This window comes from Candidatus Nitrosotalea sp. FS (assembly GCF_011319475.1).
In the GTDB taxonomy this organism is placed as follows: Archaea; Thermoproteota; Nitrososphaeria; order Nitrososphaerales; family Nitrosopumilaceae; genus Nitrosotalea.
This window is the reverse complement of sequence record NZ_RCMC01000251.1, coordinates 23,739-23,939: the sequence shown is the minus strand read 5'-3', so window position 1 is coordinate 23,939 and position 201 is coordinate 23,739. Positions and strand designations below refer to the sequence as shown.

Genomic DNA, 201 nt, shown 5'->3' with positions numbered 1-201 from the left:
CTTTCCTATATCGCAGTAAAGAACAGAAAATTTGAAAACATCTATGTTTCATTTGTTAACATATTTGAGTCAATTCCAGTCATTGGTTTTCTTCCAATAGTACTGATAGTCTTCATTTCGGGACTTGGAGGAACACTTGGAGTGGAAATAGCTGCAGACTTTCTTGTCTTTGATGCTATAGTGTGGAACATCTGGATTGGA

1 pseudogene is annotated in these 201 nt (G+C 36.3%); it reads left to right on the top strand.

Annotation, left to right across the window (positions count from 1 at the left end):
• Nucleotides 1-201 (top strand): annotated as a pseudogene (locus DYY66_RS13290) (sugar ABC transporter permease); the annotation flags it as partial.